Source organism: Streptomyces sp. URMC 124 (genome assembly GCF_051386455.1).
In the GTDB taxonomy this organism is placed as follows: domain Bacteria; phylum Actinomycetota; class Actinomycetes; order Streptomycetales; family Streptomycetaceae; genus Streptomyces.
In genome coordinates this window covers 1-14612 of sequence record NZ_JBPQTS010000103.1, presented here as the reverse complement: position 1 = coordinate 14612, position 14612 = coordinate 1, and the positions used below count along the sequence as shown (strand labels likewise).

Sequence of the window (14612 nt, the reverse complement as noted above, 5' to 3'; positions counted from 1 at the left end):
ATTACTGTCTAGTAACTTATCCAGTCCGTACGAGACTACTCACTCTCCCGCGCGCGATATAGCCGCATCGCCGGTGATCTGTGTCGCTCAGGGCACCCTCAGTGGAACCCGGTCGGTGGAGCTCGGCCGGCTGGAACCCGGTCAGTGCAGCTCCGGCAGCACCAGGCGGCGGACCGGGTGCGTCCGCAGCCGCACGTCCCGCTCGATGCGGCAGGCGCGGAGGTGCAGCGCCGTGCAGGCCGCGGTGGTGGCCACCGCGATGCCGGCCGCGGCGAGGAGCCCCCAGCGCCCCGCCGCCGTGTCCAGGAAGTAGGCGGGGACGCAGACCAGCAGGCCGTAGGTCCGGAAGTTCCAGAGGCTGCCGCCGCCGCGGGTGATGGTCCGCGGGCTCAGCAGTCCCCGGTTGACCCACAGGCCGGTCTCCCGGACGACACCGTTGCGCAAGAGATACGACCAGCCTAGGACGATCTGGGCGACGGCCGCCTCGGGCAGGAGGTTCGCCCACGTCCAGGAGTTCGTGGTGTGCCCCATGGCGCCCCAGACGGCGATCCCGGACGCGGCGATGCACAGCAGCACGATCAGCCGGTAGTGCCAGCTGCGGACGTAGCGGTAGGCCGTGTTCAGGGGGCGCTCCGGGAGGGTGTCCCAGCTCCGCTGGTCGGCGAACTCGGCCAGGGCCAGGCAGACCACCGCCCGCAGCCGCAGCTTCCGGGGCAGGGCGTTCAGGAACCGGATCCGCGGCTCGGACAGGCCCGCCTCGCGGAGCATGGCCAGGGTGATGGCCAGCAGGGCGTCCTGATCGTGGCTGTCCATGAGGCCGGAGCCGGGGCGGAGGCAGGTGGCCTCCAGGTGGTGGGCGAGCTGGCGCCGGTAGACGGAGTCGCTGTCCTGGGTGAAGACGTAGCGGAGGCTGCCCCGCGCGACGAGGACCCGCTGCAGCTCCCGCACCAGGTCCTTCCCGATCCGGGGAGCGTGCGTGAGGATCTCGCGGGGGCCGCCGTCCCCCGAGTACTGCACGAGGCTCAGGGCCGCCATGATGCGCGGGTCCGGGGGCGGGGGCTCCGGCAGGGGGAGCGGCAGCGCCGGATCCCGCACGAAGACGGCGGCGATCCGCCCGGCGATGGCCACCAGCGCGTCCCCGGGCCCGTGGGAGAACGGGCGCCACACCCAGGTCAGGCAGTTGCCGGGAGCGGACGGCACCGGGGCGGTGCGCAGCTCCGCCTCGATCTCGGGGACGGACAGCAGCTCGCCGAGGTAGGCGGCGCACAGGGAGGTCGTCTGGCTGCTCGGTTCCACCCACAGCAGGGCGTTCAGGGCGAGCGCCGCGCGCGGCGTGCGGATGGCCCACAGGGCTTCGAGGGCCTGCGGCTGCCCTTGCGCCGCGAGGCGGCTCAGCACGGGGACGGCGATGTCGCCCATGGCGGTGATGGCCGGGCCCGCGGCGTCCCAGGGGATGCCGCCCGCCAGGACGTCCGCCGCCCTGGGGAGGTGGGTGGCCGCCAAGGCGTGGCAGGCCGCGGTCGCGCGGTAGCGGTCGTCGCTGTGGGCGGTCTGCCGCAGGAAGTCGAAGACCTGGACGCCGCGCGGGCGGCGGTCCGCGGCCACGAGGCCGAAGGCCGCGATGACCGCCTGGTCGCTGCTGGACTCGCTGCCGAGGCGGTCGCGGAAGTGCTCGATGATCTCGTCGGCCAGGGTGTCGTCCACCATGTGCGCGTCGGCGAGGCACTGGAACGCGAGCAGGGGGTCCTGGGCGTAGACGGTCCGGATGACCTCGGTGCAGTCGCGCTCCTCCACCCCGCACCACAGCCGCACCGTCTCCCGCCAGGTGTGCGGGTCCTTGCGGTAGCGGCGCAGCAGGCCCACGGGGTCGCCGGCGAGCAGGCCCGCCGCCAGGTACTCCTGGAGCGTGAGGTGGGCGAACTGGTAGCGCTCGCCGTTGTCCACGGCCAGCAGGAGGCCGCTGCGGTCGACGATCTCCTTGAGGACGTCCTTGTCGAGCTCGGCCGGCCTGCCCTTGGCCTCCAGGACCGACCGCACGGTCTCCAGCACGCCCTCCTCGGGCAGGGCGAGCCGGTCGTGGTTGGCCGCGGGGGTGTCCTGGGCGGCCAGCGCCAGGTGGTGCAGGACGGCCTTCTTCAGCGGGTGGGCGAAGGTGGGGCGGCGGCGCTGGTCGATCAGCAGGTTGTCGACGACCTGCTTGTAGAAGTCGGCCCGGGTGTGCGGCAGGACCTGGTCGGTGCCCGCGTACACGTAGCTGTACAGGTAGGCGATCATCGTCAGCAGCAGCGGGTTGCGCGCGAGGGGCATCAGCTGCGGGGTGTCCCGCAGGGCGGCCATCAGCTGCTCCACCGTCTCCGTCGCGGTGCCCTCGGGCCAGGGCCAGCCGCCCAGGAAGCGGCGTATCAGGTGCTCGTCGAAGTCCTCGACCCGCAGGGTCTGGTGGAACTGCTCGGCGAACTGCGCCTCGTACACCGCGACGCGGCAGGTGACGACGATCCGGCAGGACGCGTGGACCTGGGCGAACTCCCTGATCTTGTCGACCGCGGCGTCCCGGTGGGCGCTGGTGACCTCGTCGAGCCCGTCGAAGTAGAGCGTGAGGTGACCCTCCCGCAGGGCGCGCCTGACCCAGTTGTGCGCGCTGGGGAAGTTGTGGCGCTTGAAGTGGTCGACGACGTGCTCTTCGAGCGTCCAGCCGGGGTTGTTGTTGAGCCGGTGCAGCTCCAGCAGGACCGGGAGGTCACCGATGTCGCTCAGGTCGACGCGAGGGTGCTTGCCGTGGCGCCGCGCGGGGCGCAGCCGCTGCCGGGCCCACACCAGGATCTCGTGCCGCAGCAGCATCGTCTTGCCGGCGCCCGGCACGCCGAGGACCACCGAGTGCCGGCCCTGCCGCAGCGTGGCGGCCGGCTCGCCGGGCCTGCGGCCGCCGCCCGACACCCCGGCCGCCCCCGCCGTGGCCCCGCTGGGCGCCGCGAAGCGCAGGGGCACGTAGACGGACTCCATCGGCAGCTTGAGGTCGTCGTCGGCCTGGAAGGAGACCGCGAACTTGTCGTGCCGGTCGTGCACGGCGCGGATGTAGCGCGCCAGCGCCGTCCGGCGGAGCAGCCGGCTGCCGGCCAGCCTGCTGTAGAGGAATTCGGCGAAAGCCTTCAGCTTCGCGCCCAGCCAGCTCTTGGCCACGGTGGCGACGACGCCGAGGACGAAGAGCCCTGCTCCCACGCCCCACTGCTGGAACTGGTCCCACATCTGCGGTCCCCCTCCCCCGAGAATCGCAGGCTAGAACCATTCGCTACGTGAGCGCGCCCCCCTTCCGGCACCGGGCTCGGGCAACGGCAGCGGAGCCCTCCCGGCGCGCCCTGCGCGCGCTCCCCGCGCGCCCCCGGTTGCAGGTGTACACCCGCACTCTGCGCATAAGGCCCGCATAAGACTTGAGTCGCCCCGACTCAGCTCCGTTGACAGGGAGGGATCCGTGTTGCACGCTTGAGTCTGTTCCACTCAAGTCAGCTGGAGGAATCGACATGGCACGTGCGGTCGGCATCGACCTGGGTACGACGAACTCCGTCGTCAGTGTTCTCGAAGGCGGTGAGCCCACCGTCATCACCAACGCCGAGGGCGCCAGGACCACGCCGTCCGTCGTCGCCTTCGCGAAGAACGGCGAGGTGCTCGTCGGCGAGGTCGCCAAGCGCCAGGCCGTCACCAACGTCGACCGGACGATCCGCTCCGTCAAGCGCCACATGGGCACTGACTGGAAGATCAACCTGGACGGCAAGGACTTCAACCCGCAGCAGATGAGCGCCTTCATCCTGCAGAAGCTGAAGCGTGACGCCGAGGCGTACCTGGGCGAGAAGGTCACGGACGCGGTCATCACCGTCCCGGCGTACTTCAACGACTCGGAGCGCCAGGCCACCAAGGAGGCCGGCGAGATCGCAGGCCTGAACGTCCTGCGCATCGTCAACGAGCCCACCGCGGCCGCCCTGGCCTACGGTCTCGACAAGGACGACCAGACCATTCTCGTCTTCGACCTCGGTGGCGGCACCTTCGACGTCTCGCTGCTCGAGATCGGCGACGGCGTCGTCGAGGTCAAGGCCACCAACGGTGACAACCACCTCGGTGGTGACGACTGGGACCAGCGCGTCGTCGACTACCTGGTCAAGCAGTTCGCCAACGGCCACGGCGTGGACCTCTCCAAGGACAAGATGGCCCTCCAGCGCCTCCGCGAGGCCGCCGAGAAGGCCAAGATCGAGCTGTCCTCGTCCACCGAGACCACGATCAACCTGCCCTACATCACGGCCTCCGCCGAGGGCCCGCTGCACCTGGACGAGAAGCTCACGCGCGCCCAGTTCCAGCAGCTCACCGCGGACCTGCTGGAGCGCTGCAAGACCCCGTTCCACAACGTCATCAAGGACGCGGGCATCGCCCTCTCCGAGATCGACCACGTGGTCCTCGTCGGCGGCTCGACCCGTATGCCCGCCGTCGCCGAGCTCGTCAAGGAGCTGACCGGCGGCCGCGAGGCCAACAAGGGCGTCAACCCGGACGAGGTCGTCGCCATCGGCGCCTCGCTCCAGGCCGGTGTCCTCAAGGGCGAGGTCAAGGACGTCCTGCTGCTCGACGTCACCCCGCTGTCCCTCGGCATCGAGACCAAGGGCGGCATCATGACCAAGCTGATCGAGCGCAACACCACGATCCCGACCAAGCGCTCCGAGATCTTCACGACGGCCGAGGACAACCAGCCGTCCGTGCAGATCCAGGTCTACCAGGGCGAGCGCGAGATCGCCGCGTACAACAAGAAGCTCGGCATGTTCGAGCTGACCGGCCTGCCGCCGGCCCCGCGGGGCGTCCCGCAGATCGAGGTCACCTTCGACATCGACGCGAACGGCATCATGCACGTCGCCGCGAAGGACCTCGGCACGGGCAAGGAGCAGAAGATGACCGTCACCGGCGGCTCCTCGCTGCCGAAGGACGAGGTCGACCGCATGCGCGAAGAGGCCGAGAAGTACGCGGAGGAGGACCACAAGCGCCGCGAGGCCGCCGAGACCCGCAACCAGGCCGAGCAGCTGGTCTACCAGACGGACAAGTTCCTCAAGGACAACGAGGACAAGGTCCCCGGCGAGGTCAAGACCGAGGTCGAGACCGCCCTCACCGAGCTGAAGGAGAAGCTCAAGGGCGAGGACACGGCCGAGATCCGCACCGCCACGGAGAAGGTCGCCGCCGTCTCCCAGAAGCTGGGCCAGGCCATGTACGCCGACGCCCAGGCCACCCAGGGCGCCCCGGGCGCCGAGGGCGCGGGCGCCGGTGCCGGCCACGCCAAGGCCGACGACGACGTCGTCGACGCCGAGATCGTCGACGAGGACAAGCCGAAGGGCGGTGCGGCGTGACGGAGGAGACCCCGGGCTTTGACAACGAGAAGAAGCCTGAAGGCCCCTCCGACGCCGCCGCATCCGAAGAAGCGGCGCAGGGCGCCGGGTCCGCCGACAAGGCGGGCCCGGGCTCTGCCCCCTCCGGCGAGGAGCTGGTGGAGGTGGGTCTGAAGGCCCAGCTGGACCAGGCCCAGGCCGCGCTCGGCGAGCGCACCGGGGACCTCCAGCGCCTCCAGGCGGAGTACCAGAACTACCGCCGCCGGGTCGAGCGGGACCGGGTCACGGTCAAGGAGATCGCCGTCGCGAACCTCCTGTCCGAGCTCCTGCCCACGCTCGACGACATCGGCCGCGCCCGCGACCACGGCGAGCTCGTCGGCGGCTTCAAGTCCGTCGCCGAGTCCCTGGAGACGATCGTCGCCAAGATGGGGCTGCAGCAGTTCGGCAAGGAGGGCGAGCCCTTCGACCCGCTGGTGCACGAGGCGCTGATGCACAGCTATGCGCCCGACGTCACCGAAACCACGTGCGTGCAGATTCTGCAGCCGGGGTATCGGATCGGCGAGCGCACGATCCGCCCCGCGCGGGTCGCCGTCGCCGAGCCCCAGCCGGGCGCCCAGGGCCCCAAGGGCGAGGGCGAAGAAGCCGGTGCGGGCTCCGAAGAGGAGAGCGGTGGCCCCGACAAGGGCTGACGCTGACCCGATGAATCACCGCAGGGAACGGAAGGAGGGACACCGAGGATGAGCACGAAGGACTTCCTGGAGAAGGACTACTACAAGGTCCTCGGTGTCCCCAAGGACGCCACCGAGGCCGAGATCAAGAAGGCGTACCGGAAGCTCGCCCGCGAGTACCACCCGGACGCCAACAAGGGCGACGCCAAGGCCGAGGAGCGCTTCAAGGAGATCTCCGAGGCGAACGACGTCCTGGCCGACCCCAAGCGGCGCAAGGAGTACGACGACGCCCGCGCCCTCTTCGGCAACGGCGGCTTCCGGCCGGGCCCGGGCGGCGCGGGCGGCGGCTCCTTCAACTTCGACCTGGGCGACCTCTTCGGGGGCGCCCAGGGCGGGGGCGGCGGCACCGGCGGCTTCGGCGGCGGCCTCGGCGACGTCTTCGGCGGCCTGTTCAACCGCGGCGGCACGCGCACCCAGCCGCGCCGCGGCCAGGACATCGAGTCCGAGGTGTCCCTGAGCTTCACCGAGGCGGTCGACGGGGCCACCGTGCCCCTGCGCATGTCCTCCTCGGCGGCCTGCAAGGCCTGCTCCGGCACCGGCGACAAAAACGGTACGCCTCGCGTCTGCCCGACCTGTGTCGGCACCGGCCAGGTGTCGCACGGCTCCGGCGGAGGCTTCTCCATGACCGACCCGTGCCCCGACTGCAAGGGCCGCGGCCTCATCCCGGAGAACCCCTGCGACACCTGTCACGGCAGCGGTCGCGCCAAGTCCTCGCGCACCATGCAGGTCCGCATCCCCGCCGGGGTTTCCGACGGCCAGCGGATCCGGCTGCGCGGCAAGGGCGCCCCGGGCGAGCGCGGCGGGCCCAACGGCGACCTCTACGTCGTCGTGCACGTCGGCTCGCACCCCGTCTTCGGCCGCAAGGACGACAACCTCACCGTCACCGTGCCCGTCACCTTCCCGGAGGCGGTCCTCGGCGGCGAGATCAAGGTGCCCACCCTCGGCGGCCCCCCGGTCACCCTCAAACTGCCGCCCGGCACGCCCAACGGCCGCACCATGCGCGCCCGCGGCAAGGGCGCCGTGCGCAAGGACGGCACCCGCGGCGACCTGCTGGTCACCGTGGAGGTGACCGTCCCCAAGGACCTCGGCGACAAGGCCCGGGAAGCCCTGCAGACCTACCGTGAGGCCACCGCGGACCAGGATCCGCGGGCAGAGCTCTTCCAGGCCGCGAAGGGAGCGTGACCCCATGGATGGGACCGGCCGACGGCGCAATCCGTACGAGCTGACCGACGAGTCGCCGGTCTACGTCATCTCGGTCGCCGCGCAACTGTCGGGGCTGCACCCGCAGACCCTCCGGCAGTACGACCGGCTCGGCCTGGTCTCACCCGACCGCGCCGCCGGGCGCGGCCGGCGCTACTCCGCGCGGGACATCGAGCAGCTGCGGCAGGTGCAGCAGCTGAGCCAGGACGAGGGCATCAACCTCGCCGGCATCAAGCGCATCATCGAGCTGGAGAACCAGGTGGCCGCGCTCAAGGCGCGCGTCGCCGAGCTGCAGGGCGCCGTCGAGGGCGCCGCGGCGGCCCGGCAGCAGGCGGAGGCCGCGGTCCACGCCTCGTACCGCCGCGACCTGGTCCCGTACACGGACGTCCAGCAGACCAGCGCGCTGGTGGTGTGGCGCCCGAGGCGCGACCAGTAGGGGCACGGAATTCTTCGGCAGGGCCGGGTGAGCGGACAGCTCACCCGGCCCTGCCGTTTTCGGTCCTCACCCGGGGAACAGATCGGTGACCGCCTCGACGGCCATCATCCACATCGGCTGCCCGCCCGTGCCGAACGCCGCGGCGAGCGCGTAGCCGACGGAGGCGTCGGCCGGGGCCACATCCGCCCCCTCCTTCCACGCGGCCAGCACCCAGCCGTCGCCGCCGGAGGAGAAGTCCCCGATGTGCCGCCGGTCCTTCAGCAGCCGGCTGCCGTCGAGGGAATCCGGCACGAGGCGGTATGTGATCCCGTCGCGAACGACGACCACGGCGTACGAGCGGCGCGACAGCTTCCCCTTGCGCGGGGCGAGACGGACGGCCCCGCCGCCGACGGTCATGACCAGGTGAGCACCGTTGCGCGTCCCGACGGGGACGTGAACGTCGGTCTCGGCCCCGGCGGCCCGCTCCACGACGGCCGGCGGTATGGAGCCGCCCCGCACCTCCAGCCGCCCCGCGTCGCTGTCCAGCAGGACGGTGATCTCACCGAAGCGGTCGTCGAGGTGCGTCATGGGGGGATGCTCCTTCAGCGCGGTCGGTCCTGATGGTGAGCACGCGCAGCTCCGGCCCGACAGTTCCGCTCCGCAGGCCCGTTGTCCGGGGGCGCGGGTCCGGCGTGTTGGCGTGACGGCAGGAGTACGGCGCGGATCGTTCCCTTCGAGCGGGACGGGTTCACCGAGGCATCGTTCCCGATGCTGTACGCCGAGGCGACGACGCGCCGGTTGGACACGGTTCAGATCGACATTGCGCACGGCAGCGTCTTCCTCGACGAAGAAGAGCGGTTGGCGAGCTACAGGCGTGTGCTGGACGATGTCGAGCGGGCGGCCCTGTCGCCGGCGGCGTCCCGGGACCTGATGCATCGCATCGCGCAGCAGTTGTAGGGGGCAGAAACGATGTCGCAGGTCATCTGGCAGAAGAGCTCGTATTCCGCCAGCACCACGGGGAACGAGTGCGTCGAAGTGGCAGCAGCAGGGGGCAGCGCGCTGATCCGGGAAAGCGATGACCCCGGAACCGTCATAACCACCCCTCCGGGGTCACTGCGGGCCCTCATACTCGCGCTGAGAGCGGGCGCGCTGCATGCGGCGGGCGACGTCTCGTTTGGCGTCGCGGGTCAGGGACTCCGGTAGCGCCCGGAAGGCGGTCGGCCGGACGTCGAGCATGCTGCGGATCTCCTCTCCGGTCGCGACGGTGAGGAGGAGGTCGCACCGCCACTGCGGGGAGACCTCGGGCCGGTGCCGGAGGTCGTGGGCGAACAGGGGGAACAGGTAGTGCGTCGCAGCCGCCGCGGCGTGCTCGCGCACCCACTCCAAGGGGAGCCGCCGGCTGAAGTCCAGCGCCGCGGCTTCCTCCTCCAGGAGCAGGAGTTGCTGCGTGCTGACGGCCCGGATGGTGCGGGGGACGTCGTCGGTCATGAAGCCTCTTCTCGTAACGGGTGGAGCGGCGAGCTCCGTGGCTGATTTCCGCCAGCGGGACGCGCCCCGGCCGCGGACGCTGGACGCATGACTGCATACGCCCGCCTCGCGTTCACTCCCCTCCCCATCCCGGCCGATGCCCTCGCCGAACTCCGCGTTCTCGACGACTCCGGGCGGGAGTTGCGGCCGTACACCGCGCGCGAGGATGGCGTTCCGCTGGAGTGCGTCGGGAGCCCGCTGCGCTGTTGCCTGCGGTCCATCGAGCCGGGCGAGCGCGTGGCCCTCGTCTCGTACGCGCCGCTGCGGCGGTGGGCCGGGGCGACGGGGGCCGATCCTGGGGCCTACGACGAGGCCGGGCCGGTGTTCATCCACGCCGAGGAGTGCGGAGGCCCGCAGGGGGCCCAGGGCGGCGGCTACCCCTTCGCGCGGCCTGGAGCGCTGCGCACCCTCCGCCGATACGACGCCGAAGGCCGCATCGTGGGCGGCCGCCTCTTCGAGATCCCCGAGGGCGCCGAGGCCGGCTTCGAGCGGGCCTTCGAGGAGGCGTTCGCCGACCCGGAGGTGGCGCTGGTGCACGTGCGGTCGCTGGAGTACGGGTGCTTCCAGTACGAGGTGCGGCGCCCGTAGGGGGCTGTCGCCCGGCGGTGTTCCCCGGGGCCTGCCCCGCCGCGCGCGGCAGGGAGGCCCCGGGCGGCCGTGCGGTCAGCTCCCGCCCTTGTCCAGGCGCTGGTTGAGCGCTTCGCCGAGTGTCCGCCAGTCATTGCGGCTGTGCTTCTCGGCCGTCGACTCCATGAGGCCGCCGACGCCGAAGACCTTGCACTCGATGGTGGTGTCCGCGACGACGAGGCTGCCGCCGCCCGCCGCCTCCTCGACCCGTACCTGCCCCTCCTCCTTGATCTTGTCGGCCATGGTCGAGGGGGTCCTGCGCCAGGTCCAGGTGAGCCGCTTCCGGTCGTAGCGGCTGTCCTCGGTCTCCGAGAAGCCGGGGCCGAGGAGCTTGCGGACGGGCGCGGGGGCGTTCATGGGCGGGATCAGGGTGACCTTGCGTATGAGGTCCCCTTCGGGGGCGTCGTGGCGTTGGTCGACGGCCCACTTCACGTAGTTCAGCCGGTTCCGGTACAGGTCTTCGAGGAAGGCGTCGTCCGTGAGCAGCGCCCAGACTTCGGACGCCGCGCCGTTGACGCTCAACTGCACGGTGAACTGAGACATGTTGACACGGTATGTGCCGCTGTCCGGCCGTGTCAGCGGACTGCCGAAGGAGCCGGGCCGGAACGCGGACTAGAAGACGTACGCCTCACGCACTGCCGGACCCGGGCCCCACCAGCCCCAGCGCCTTCGTCACCGTGATCTCCACGAGCACGCGGTCGGGGTTGGGCGCGGGCATCCGCCCGTACCGCTCGGCGTAGCGGTTGACGGCGTCGGCAATGGCCTCGGCCTCGGTGCGCACGGTCGCGCGGCCCTCCAGCGTGGCCCACTTGCGCTCGCCGATCTGGCAGACGGCGACGCGCGCGCCGTCCGGCCCGGCGGCCAGGATGTTGGCGACCTTGCGGCTGTTCTTGTTGGTGATGACGCGCGCGATCCCGGCCTCGGGATCGAACGTCACGCCCACGGGCACGAGGTGCGGGCTGCCGTCGGGGCGGGTGGTGGTGAGCGTGCAGATGTGCCGCTCGCGCCAGAAGCCGACGTAGGCGGGGTCGAGGTTGCGCAGATCGTGGGCCATGCGGGAAGCGTAGTCCGGCGCTCGCGCAGCGCGGCGCCCCTTACCGGCGGACCATGGAAGAGGCGCCGGATAGGCCCGGGGAGACGCCCGCACACTGGCGTCGATAAGGTTGAGTGGAATAGGCTCAACTTATCGCACGTTGCCCTAGGCAGGATGTTGTCGCCGGGACAGAGGAGGAGCACACCGTCGTGGATGCCGAGCTGACCAACAGGAGCCGGGAGGCGCTGAGCGGGGCCAGTGAGCGGGCCGTGTCGGCCGGGCATGCCGATATGACGCCCGCGCACCTGCTGCTGGCGCTGCTCGCCGGCCAGGACAACGAGAACGTCATGGACCTGCTGGCCGCCGTGGAGGCCGACGCCGCCGCGCTGCGGTCGGGCGCCGAGCGGCTGCTGGCGGCGGAGCCGAGCGTGCGGGGCGCGACCGTGGCGCCGCCGCAGCCCAACCGCGACCTGCTGGCCGTCATCGCCGACGCGTCGCAGCGCGCCCGCGAGCTGGGCGACACCTACATTTCCACCGAGCACCTGCTGATCGGCCTCGCCGCCAAGGGCGGCCGCACCGGCGAGCTGCTGGAGCAGCAGGGCGCCTCCGCACGGCGCCTGCTGGACGCGTTCGAGACCGCGAGGGGCGGGCAGCGAGTGACCACTGCCGATCCGGAGGGCACGTACAAGGCCCTGGAGAAGTTCGGGGCGGACCTCACCGCTGCTGCCCGCGAGGGCCGGCTCGACCCCGTCATCGGGCGGGACACCGAGATCCGCCGCGTGGTGCAGGTCCTGTCGCGGCGCACCAAGAACAACCCCGTGCTGATCGGCGAGCCCGGCGTCGGCAAGACCGCCGTCGTCGAGGGCCTCGCGCAGCGGATAGTGAAGGGCGACGTCCCCGAGTCCCTGCGCAACAAGCGCCTGGTCTCCCTCGACCTCGGCGCGATGGTCGCCGGCGCGAAGTACCGCGGCGAGTTCGAGGAGCGGCTGAAGACCGTCCTGGCCGAGATCAAGGCCAGCGAGGGCCAGATCATCACCTTCATCGACGAGCTGCACACCGTCGTGGGGGCCGGCGCCGGCGGCGACTCCGCCATGGACGCGGGCAACATGCTCAAGCCCATGCTGGCCCGCGGCGAGCTGCGCATGGTCGGCGCGACGACGCTGGACGAGTACCGCGAGCGGATCGAGAAGGACCCCGCCCTGGAGCGCCGCTTCCAGCAGGTGCTGGTGGCCGAGCCCTCCGTGGAGGACTCGATCGCGATCCTGCGCGGGCTCAAGGGCCGCTACGAGGCCCACCATAAGGTCCAGATCGCCGACTCCGCGCTCGTCGCCGCCGCCACCCTCTCCGACCGCTACATCACCTCCCGCTTCCTGCCCGACAAGGCCATCGACCTCGTGGACGAGGCCGCCTCGCGGCTGCGCATGGAGATCGACTCCTCGCCCGTCGAGATCGACGAGCTGCAGCGCGCCGTGGACCGGCTGAAGATGGAGGAGCTCGCCCTGTCCAAGGAGTCGGACGAGGCGAGCAAACAGCGCCTGGAGAAGCTGCGCCGCGACCTCGCCGACAAGGAGGAGGAGCTGCGCGGCCTGACCGCCCGCTGGGAGCGCGAGAAGCAGTCCCTCAACCGGGTCGGCGAGCTCAAGGAGCGGCTGGACGACCTGCGCGGCCAGGCCGAGCGGGCCCAGCGCGACGGCGACTTCGACACCGCGTCCAAGCTGCTCTACGGGGAGATCCCCGGCCTGGAGCGCGAGCTGGAGGCGGCGGCCGAGGCCGAGGCGGAGGCCGAGCAGGAGGCCGCGGCGAAGGACCTCATGGTCAAGGAGGAGGTCGGCCCGGACGACATCGCCGACGTCGTCGCCTCCTGGACCGGCATCCCCGCCGGCCGCCTGCTGGAAGGCGAGACGCAGAAGCTCCTGCGCATGGAGGAGGAGCTGGGCAGGCGGCTCATCGGCCAGGCCGAAGCCGTGCGGGCCGTCTCCGACGCGGTGCGGCGCTCGCGCGCCGGCATCGCCGACCCCGACCGGCCGACCGGCTCGTTCCTGTTCCTCGGCCCCACCGGCGTCGGCAAGACCGAGCTGGCCAAGGCCCTGGCCGACTTCCTCTTCGACGACGAGCGGGCCATGGTCCGCATCGACATGAGCGAGTACAGCGAGAAGCACTCGGTGGCCCGCCTGGTCGGCGCGCCCCCCGGCTACGTCGGCTACGAGGAGGGCGGCCAGCTCACCGAGGCCGTGCGCCGGCGCCCGTACAGCGTCGTCCTGCTGGACGAGGTGGAGAAGGCCCACCACGAGGTCTTCGACATCCTCCTGCAGGTGCTGGACGACGGCCGGCTCACCGACGGCCAGGGCCGCACCGTCGACTTCCGCAACACCATCCTCATCCTCACCTCCAACCTGGGATCCACCTATCTGGTGGACCCCCTGCTCAAGGAGGACCAGAAGCGCGAGAAGGTCCTGGAGACCGTACGGGCCTCCTTCCGGCCCGAGTTCCTCAACCGCCTGGACGACCTGGTGGTCTTCCACGCCCTCGGGGTGGACCAGCTGGAGCGCATCGCCGCCCTCCAGATCGGCCACCTGCAGCGCCGCCTCGCCGACCGCCGGCTCACGCTGGACGTCACGCCCGCGGCCATGCGCTGGCTCGCCACCCTCGGCCACGACCCGTCCGCTCCGGACGGCGCCGCCCCCGACCTCGCCTACGGCGCCCGGCCCCTGCGCCGCCTGGTCCAGACGGCCATCGGCGACCGCCTCGCCAGGGCCATCCTCGGCGGGGAGATCCACGACGGCGACACGGTCCGGGTCGACCTCGCGGCGGACGGTGACGGCCTGACGGTGACCCCGGCGCGGGCGGAGACGCTCGCGAAGGCGCCGTGACATCCGTTCGGGCGGGGGTTGCCAGCCCCCGCCCGTGATGGGGGAGGATGGCAGGAGACCGTACGAAGGGAATAACACGGTGAGCATCGACCCGTCCTCGATCCCGAACTTCGGGGGACAGCCCGAGCCGCAGCCTGAGGCGGGCCCGACCGGCCCCGTCATCCCCGACCAGGACCTGGTCAAGCAGCTCCTCGACCAGATGGAGCTGAAGTACGTCGTGGACGACGAGGGTGACCTCGCCGCCCCGTGGGAGCAGTTCCGCACGTACTTCATGTTCCGCGGCGAGGAGGAGCAGCAGGTCTTCTCCGTGCGGACGTTCTACGACCGCCCGCACGCCATCGACGAGAAGGCCCGCCTGCTGGAGGCCGTCGACGACTGGAACCGCCGCACGCTGTGGCCGAAGGTCTACACCCACACCAACGACGACGGCACGGTCCGCCTGATCGGCGAGGCGCAGATGCTGATCGGCGTCGGCGTGTCCCTGGAGCACTTCGTCTCCAGCACGGTCAGCTGGGTGCGGGCGTCCATCGAGTTCGACAAGTGGCTCGTGGAGCAGCTGGGTCTGGAGGCGGACGCGGAGTCCGGCGACGACAAGCCGGACGACGAGCCGCCGCACCCGACCTCTGCGTGACCGCCTCCCGGCGGGGGCCCGTGCGTTGTGCGGCGCCCCACGCCGGAGGGTTCGCCGGCAGGCGTCGGCCGGGCATCGCCGGGCAGCGCCGCGGTGGGGTGCCGCCACGGCGGTGGGCCTCTCTTGCCGCCAGGCAGATAATCCCGCCGCGACGGTGTGCAACCCCCACCGGGGTGCTCGGCGGTGCCGAACCGGCCCCGGCCCACCGCCGTCCCGGCCCGCGCCCCCGC

At 71.6% G+C, this 14612-nt stretch carries 14 protein-coding genes; 9 read left to right on the top strand and 5 right to left on the bottom strand.

Features of this window, described 5'->3' with window-relative positions; translation table 11 throughout:
* Positions 1-141: 141 nt before the first annotated feature.
* A complete protein-coding gene (locus ACSNOG_RS21110) occupies positions 142-3243 on the bottom strand; it encodes an NACHT domain-containing protein (protein ID WP_436754241.1) in 3102 nt (1033 codons plus the stop codon).
* A gap of 272 nt (positions 3244-3515) precedes the next feature.
* On the opposite strand from ACSNOG_RS21110, the gene dnaK reads away from it, so the two are divergent.
* Genes dnaK through ACSNOG_RS21090 form a run of 4 tightly spaced genes read left to right on the top strand, consistent with a single transcriptional unit; the run spans position 3516 to position 7715 of the window.
* Positions 3516-5372, top strand: coding sequence for a molecular chaperone DnaK (gene dnaK, locus ACSNOG_RS21105; RefSeq protein WP_436754240.1), 1857 nt, complete (start codon positions 3516-3518; stop codon positions 5370-5372).
* Positions 5369-6040, top strand: coding sequence for a nucleotide exchange factor GrpE (gene grpE / locus ACSNOG_RS21100; RefSeq protein WP_436754239.1), 672 nt, complete (start codon positions 5369-5371; stop codon positions 6038-6040). Before dnaK ends, grpE begins: the two co-directional genes overlap by 4 nt.
* Positions 6041-6088: 48 nt before the next feature.
* Positions 6089-7261 carry a molecular chaperone DnaJ gene (gene dnaJ, locus ACSNOG_RS21095; protein WP_436754238.1) on the top strand — a complete coding sequence of 391 codons (1173 nt, stop codon included), beginning with the start codon at positions 6089-6091 and terminating at the stop codon, positions 7259-7261.
* A gap of 4 nt (positions 7262-7265) precedes the next feature.
* Positions 7266-7715, top strand: coding sequence for a heat shock protein transcriptional repressor HspR (locus ACSNOG_RS21090; protein ID WP_190024878.1), 450 nt, complete (start codon positions 7266-7268; stop codon positions 7713-7715).
* Between the two features lie 66 nt (positions 7716-7781).
* Here ACSNOG_RS21090 and ACSNOG_RS21085 read toward each other — a convergent pair whose 3' ends face one another.
* The gene (locus tag ACSNOG_RS21085) at positions 7782-8282 is read right to left on the bottom strand and encodes a hypothetical protein (RefSeq protein ID WP_436754237.1); all 501 of its coding nucleotides are present in this window, start codon (positions 8280-8282) and stop codon (positions 7782-7784) included.
* A gap of 81 nt (positions 8283-8363) precedes the next feature.
* Between ACSNOG_RS21085 and ACSNOG_RS21080 the strand changes: the two genes are divergently transcribed.
* Both ACSNOG_RS21080 and ACSNOG_RS21075 read left to right on the top strand, forming a co-directional pair.
* Positions 8364-8651 (top strand): Scr1 family TA system antitoxin-like transcriptional regulator, encoded by a 288-nt coding sequence (locus ACSNOG_RS21080; RefSeq protein WP_436754236.1) that lies wholly within the window; start codon positions 8364-8366, stop codon positions 8649-8651.
* 12 nt (positions 8652-8663) lie between these two features.
* Positions 8664-8897: a DUF397 domain-containing protein gene (locus ACSNOG_RS21075; protein ID WP_436754235.1), complete on the top strand. Its 234-nt coding sequence runs from the start codon at positions 8664-8666 to the stop codon at positions 8895-8897.
* Here the strand turns inward: ACSNOG_RS21075 and ACSNOG_RS21070 are convergent.
* Positions 8805-9182, bottom strand: coding sequence for a hypothetical protein (locus ACSNOG_RS21070; protein WP_436754234.1), 378 nt, complete (start codon positions 9180-9182; stop codon positions 8805-8807). The two genes, ACSNOG_RS21075 and ACSNOG_RS21070, sit on opposite strands and share 93 nt — an antisense overlap.
* 87 nt (positions 9183-9269) lie before the next feature.
* On the opposite strand from ACSNOG_RS21070, the gene ACSNOG_RS21065 reads away from it, so the two are divergent.
* On the top strand, positions 9270-9809 hold the full coding sequence (locus tag ACSNOG_RS21065; RefSeq protein WP_436754233.1) for a DUF1203 domain-containing protein: 540 nt from the start codon (positions 9270-9272) through the stop codon (positions 9807-9809).
* Positions 9810-9884: 75 nt separating this feature from the next.
* On the opposite strand, the gene ACSNOG_RS21060 is transcribed toward ACSNOG_RS21065, so the two are convergent.
* Positions 9885-10391 (bottom strand): DUF2505 family protein, encoded by a 507-nt coding sequence (locus ACSNOG_RS21060; RefSeq protein WP_436754232.1) that lies wholly within the window; start codon positions 10389-10391, stop codon positions 9885-9887.
* Between the two features lie 85 nt (positions 10392-10476).
* The gene (locus tag ACSNOG_RS21055; protein WP_436754231.1) at positions 10477-10902 is read right to left on the bottom strand and encodes a pyridoxamine 5'-phosphate oxidase family protein; all 426 of its coding nucleotides are present in this window, start codon (positions 10900-10902) and stop codon (positions 10477-10479) included.
* Between the two features lie 188 nt (positions 10903-11090).
* Here ACSNOG_RS21055 and clpB point away from each other — a divergent pair, with 188 nt between their 5' ends.
* On the top strand, positions 11091-13751 hold the full coding sequence (gene clpB / locus ACSNOG_RS21050; RefSeq protein ID WP_436754230.1) for an ATP-dependent chaperone ClpB: 2661 nt from the start codon (positions 11091-11093) through the stop codon (positions 13749-13751).
* 79 nt (positions 13752-13830) lie between these two features.
* Positions 13831-14382, top strand: coding sequence for a YbjN domain-containing protein (locus tag ACSNOG_RS21045; RefSeq protein ID WP_058047501.1), 552 nt, complete (start codon positions 13831-13833; stop codon positions 14380-14382).
* The last annotated feature ends 230 nt before the right edge of the window (positions 14383-14612 follow it).

What these genes read in the sequence shown, in the direction of transcription:
- dnaK (WP_436754240.1), top strand. Translation starts at nt 3,516, where the DNA reads ATGGCACGTGCGGTCGGCATCGACCTGGGTACGACGAACTCCGTCGTC.
- ACSNOG_RS21110 (WP_436754241.1), bottom strand. Translation starts at nt 3,243, where the DNA reads ATGTGGGACCAGTTCCAGCAGTGGGGCGTGGGAGCAGGGCTCTTCGTC.
- ACSNOG_RS21075 (WP_436754235.1), top strand. Translation starts at nt 8,664, where the DNA reads ATGTCGCAGGTCATCTGGCAGAAGAGCTCGTATTCCGCCAGCACCACG.
- ACSNOG_RS21065 (WP_436754233.1), top strand. Translation starts at nt 9,270, where the DNA reads ATGACTGCATACGCCCGCCTCGCGTTCACTCCCCTCCCCATCCCGGCC.
- ACSNOG_RS21085 (WP_436754237.1), bottom strand. Translation starts at nt 8,282, where the DNA reads ATGACGCACCTCGACGACCGCTTCGGTGAGATCACCGTCCTGCTGGAC.
- ACSNOG_RS21090 (WP_190024878.1), top strand. Translation starts at nt 7,266, where the DNA reads ATGGATGGGACCGGCCGACGGCGCAATCCGTACGAGCTGACCGACGAG.
- ACSNOG_RS21070 (WP_436754234.1), bottom strand. Translation starts at nt 9,182, where the DNA reads ATGACCGACGACGTCCCCCGCACCATCCGGGCCGTCAGCACGCAGCAA.
- ACSNOG_RS21055 (WP_436754231.1), bottom strand. Translation starts at nt 10,902, where the DNA reads ATGGCCCACGATCTGCGCAACCTCGACCCCGCCTACGTCGGCTTCTGG.
- dnaJ (WP_436754238.1), top strand. Translation starts at nt 6,089, where the DNA reads ATGAGCACGAAGGACTTCCTGGAGAAGGACTACTACAAGGTCCTCGGT.
- ACSNOG_RS21060 (WP_436754232.1), bottom strand. Translation starts at nt 10,391, where the DNA reads ATGTCTCAGTTCACCGTGCAGTTGAGCGTCAACGGCGCGGCGTCCGAA.